The sequence below is a fragment of the Streptomyces sp. NPDC057543 genome (genome assembly GCF_042801895.1).
Taxonomy (GTDB): domain Bacteria; phylum Actinomycetota; class Actinomycetes; order Streptomycetales; family Streptomycetaceae; genus Streptomyces.
In genome coordinates this window covers 1-3,650 of the sequence record NZ_JBHVFF010000486.1, presented here as the reverse complement: position 1 = coordinate 3,650, position 3,650 = coordinate 1, and the positions used below count along the sequence as shown (strand labels likewise).

Sequence of the window (3,650 nt, the reverse complement as noted above, 5' to 3'; positions counted from 1 at the left end):
GGCGCGCGCGTCATGTGAGCTGCGCGGACCGCACGTCACCGGGGTCTGGTGAGGCCGGACTCAAGATCGCTCACGGAATGTGTGCCAGAACCCGCTTCTACTGAGCTTGTAGTCGTGGTGTCGTAGGGGCTGACGCACCGTGATCGTTGCGGTAAGCCGGAAGTATGAGGTATCCGCAGGGTGGGGGTCTGACCGCGGAGAGACAGGTTTTCCGCGAGCGGATCCGGATGGAAGCAGCCGGCATGTTCGCCGACGATCTCGGCAATGCCGTGATCGCGAAGGAGTTACGTGTCAGCGTCCGTTCGGTTCAGCGATGGCGGCGCTCCTGGCAGGACATCGGACAGCAGGCCCTGCGCTCACGTGGCCCCGCCTCCCGGCCGAAGCTGAGCGAGGACTTGTTTGCCGTACTGGAGGAAGAGCTGGGAAAGGGTCCGGTCGCGCATGGATGGCCGGACCAGCGGTGGACCCTGGCACGGATCAAGACGCTCATCGGCCGAAGGTTCCACAAGACCATGACCCTGTCGGGCATCTCGCAGATGCTGCGACGGAACGCCTGGAGCCATCAGGTTCCCGCCCGGCGTGCTCTCGAGCGTGACGAGGACGCGGTGGCAGGCTGTGTGAAGGAGACCTGGCCACAGGCGGAACCACCGCGGCGGCGCTCGGGGCCTGGATCGTCTTCGAAGACGAAGCAGGATTCTCGATGACGCCGCCGACCTCACGGACATGGGCCAAACGCGGGCACACACCCGTCATCAAGGTCCGCGGCCGCTCCCAACGCCGCTACTCCATCGCTGCCTTGACCTGCTACAAACTCGGCGAACGCTCTCGCCTGATCTACCGGCCCAAACGGCACACCGACCACAAGCAAGGCGGCCGGCGCAGCTTCACCTGGACCGAGTACCGCGACCTTCTCATCGCCGCCCACCAGCAGCTCGGCGGCCCGATCGTCCTCATCTGGGACAACTTGAACGTCCACAAAGACCACCGGATGCGGGCCTTCATCGACGCCACGGACTGGATCACCGTCTACTACCTGCCGCCCTACGCTCCCGACCTCAACCCGGTCGAGGGCATCTGGTCCCTGCTCCGCCGCAGCAGCCAGGCCAACACCGCCTTCACCGACCCCGAGCACCTCATCCGCGCGCTACGACACGGCCTTCGCCAGATCCAATACCGCAGCGACATCATCGACGGCTGCCTCGACGAGACCAGACTCAAGCTGACGACACCACGGCTACAAGCTCAGTAACCTACGCAGCCGCCCACGCGACCGCCACCCCGAGATACGCCAGACCGTCCGCCGCTCTGATGCGAGGCGTCTGTCGCCAGGCAACGTTTAGACGTCACGGTCCAGCGTTCGAACGGCGCCGCAACGCTCAGTGCTCCTCGCAGCGCCGTTAACAAGGAATTAGGCAACGTTTGCCCGCTACTCGTCCTCTGATGCTGGGGTGGCTGTGGTCAGTCGGTTGGTGATCTCTTCGGCGGTCAGCACGAGCGCGAAACCCTTGCGTAGGACTGCGAGTTCGGATTCTTGCCGGGACTCGTCGTCGGTGGCCGTGACGTCGGATCCGAAGACGACCTTGTAACCACGTTCGTATGCCTGCCGGGCCGTGGTGCCGCAGCAGTAGTTGGTGAGCGTTCCCGTGATGATGACCGTGTCGCAGCCGAGGTTGCGCAGCATCGTATTGAGCGGGGTGTCGTAGAACGCCCCGTAGGAGGGCTTGCGGATCACGGCCTCGTCGGGGTGGCGTCCCATCGGGGCCCACACCGCGGCGGGGCCGGGCCGGTGCCAGTCGGTGTCGGCATGCGGGAGGAACCGCAAGGCGTGCGGCCGGTCCAGCCCGAGGTGCGTGTCGTCGAAGATGGTCCAGATCACCGGGACGGAGGCGGCCCGGCATTCTTCGACCAGTTGGTGCAGGCGGGGCGCCATCCGGGTGGCCGCGGGCACCCAGTAGGGACTCCAGCCAGGCCGCACGAACTCGTCCTGCATATCGATGACGAGCAGCGCCGCCCGTTCGGGCTGTACGTCGAACGATGCCCGGCCGCGCTCGTAGGCGTTGCGCGCCCGCATGGTCACCCATTCCTCGGTGTACGTCATCCCTACCCCATCCATCGATTCGAGGTACCTCGTTTCGATGTGCGAGAGTAGCAGCATGCTCGAACTCGCGATCCTGGGATTCCTGGCCGAGGGGCCACTGCACGGCTATCAACTGCGCCACCGGATAGCGCACTTGTCCGGTCATGCCCGGCCGGTCAGCGACGGCAGCCTCTACCCGGCGATCAACCGGCTGGTCAGCGCCGGGCTGCTCGACCGGCGGACCGAACCAGGCGCCTCGGCCGCTCAGCGACACACTCTGAGCCTGACCGACGCCGGTCGCTGCGATCTGCTGCGTCGACTGCGGGATGCCAACGGCCTTGACATCAGCGACAGCACCCGGTACTTCACGGTCCTGGCCTTCCTCTCCTGCCTGCATGACACCGCTGAGCAGCACGCGGTACTTCACCGACGGCTGGAATTCCTGGAACAGCCCGCGAGCTTCTTCCACGACGGTGACCGCCCACTGGGCGCCGACGACACCGACGACCCCTACCGGCGCGGCATGCTCACCGTCGCCCGCGCCACCAGCCAGGCCGAAAGGTCCTGGCTTCGGGAGGTGTTGGCCTGACACCGCACTGGCAGGCACCTCGCCCGTTCTGCACCCGGGCGCCTCCTCTTCCCGGGAGACTATGCCGGTGGCAGAGCCAGTAAGGATCCGCGAGATCGACAGCGATGAGGGGCAGCGCCTGCTGCGGATCGTCCGCAGGGGCACCGGCTCGGTGGTGACCTGGCGGCGGGCCCAGATGGTGCTGCTGTCCGCGCAGGGCATGCCCGTGGCGGAGATCGCCGAGGTGACGTTCACCAGCGACGACCGGGTCCGGGATGTGATCCACCACTTCAACGCTGACGGGTTCGACACCCTCTACCCGAAGTACAAGGGTGGCCGACCCAAGACCTTCACCCTGCCTGAGCGCCGCGAGATCAAGAAGATCGCCAAGTCCAAGCCGGCCGAGCACGGCCTGCCGTTTTCGACCTGGAGCCTGGCCAAGCTGGCGAACTTCCTGGTCGCCGAGGGGGTGGTCGACGACATCAGCCACGAGGGCCTCCGGGTCCTGCTCCGCCAGGAGGGCATCTCGTTTCAACGCATAAAGACCTGGAAGACCTCCCGTGACCCGGACGATGCCGCCAAGAAGGGCCGCGTCGAGCACCTCTACGCGATCGCCGACGGCGAGGTCATACCCGAGGATGGCGAGCCCGATGTGGTGCTGTGCCTGGATGAGTTCGGGCCGCTGAACCTCCAGCCCCACCCCGGGCGGCAGTGGGTCGAGCGGAGTGGAAAGCACAAGGATCCTGAACGCGAGCCCCGGCCCCGCAGGCGGGCGACCTACACCCGCCCGCACGGGGTCCGCCACTTGTTCGCTGCCTACAACCTGGGCAAAGACAAGCTCTACGGCCACATCAAGCCGAGGAAGAACCGCACAAGGTTCCTGGAGTTCTGCCGCGCCGCCGCATCCAGGGCGAACTGGCCCGACCCGGGAACCTCATCGCGGCCTCAACGGTCTGGGAGATCCTGCACGCAGCAGGCATCGACCCGGCCCCGCGCCGCTCCGGC

General features: G+C 66.5%; 5 protein-coding genes. 4 read left to right on the top strand and 1 reads right to left on the bottom strand.

The features are described from left to right. The first annotated feature begins 164 nt into the window (after positions 1-164). Positions 165-704: a transposase gene (locus ACFU8Q_RS40225; RefSeq protein ID WP_384464801.1), complete on the top strand. Its 540-nt coding sequence runs from the start codon at positions 165-167 to the stop codon at positions 702-704. Continuing rightward, positions 701-1,249, top strand: a complete 549-nt coding sequence (locus ACFU8Q_RS40220; protein WP_384464798.1) for a transposase — start codon at positions 701-703, stop codon at positions 1,247-1,249. The genes ACFU8Q_RS40225 and ACFU8Q_RS40220 overlap by 4 nt, the downstream gene beginning before the upstream one ends. A gap of 177 nt (positions 1,250-1,426) precedes the next feature. Here the strand turns inward: ACFU8Q_RS40220 and ACFU8Q_RS40215 are convergent, their stop codons facing one another. Next, on the bottom strand, positions 1,427-2,098 hold the full coding sequence (locus tag ACFU8Q_RS40215; RefSeq protein WP_384464795.1) for a cysteine hydrolase family protein: 672 nt from the start codon (positions 2,096-2,098) through the stop codon (positions 1,427-1,429). Positions 2,099-2,153: 55 nt separating this feature from the next. On the opposite strand from ACFU8Q_RS40215, the gene ACFU8Q_RS40210 reads away from it, so the two are divergent. Both ACFU8Q_RS40210 and ACFU8Q_RS40205 read left to right on the top strand, forming a co-directional pair. After that, positions 2,154-2,666, top strand: a complete 513-nt coding sequence (locus ACFU8Q_RS40210; protein ID WP_384464793.1) for a PadR family transcriptional regulator — start codon at positions 2,154-2,156, stop codon at positions 2,664-2,666. Positions 2,667-2,733: 67 nt separating this feature from the next. Next, a partial coding sequence (locus ACFU8Q_RS40205; RefSeq protein WP_384464790.1) for an IS630 family transposase occupies positions 2,734-3,650 on the top strand: 917 nt, incomplete at its 3' end.

Excerpts from the sequence above, each read along its gene's own strand:
- ACFU8Q_RS40225 (WP_384464801.1), top strand. The coding sequence starts at position 165 with ATGAGGTATCCGCAGGGTGGGGGTCTGACCGCGGAGAGACAGGTTTTC.
- ACFU8Q_RS40215 (WP_384464795.1), bottom strand. The coding sequence starts at position 2,098 with ATGACGTACACCGAGGAATGGGTGACCATGCGGGCGCGCAACGCCTAC.
- ACFU8Q_RS40210 (WP_384464793.1), top strand. The coding sequence starts at position 2,154 with ATGCTCGAACTCGCGATCCTGGGATTCCTGGCCGAGGGGCCACTGCAC.
- ACFU8Q_RS40220 (WP_384464798.1), top strand. The coding sequence starts at position 701 with ATGACGCCGCCGACCTCACGGACATGGGCCAAACGCGGGCACACACCC.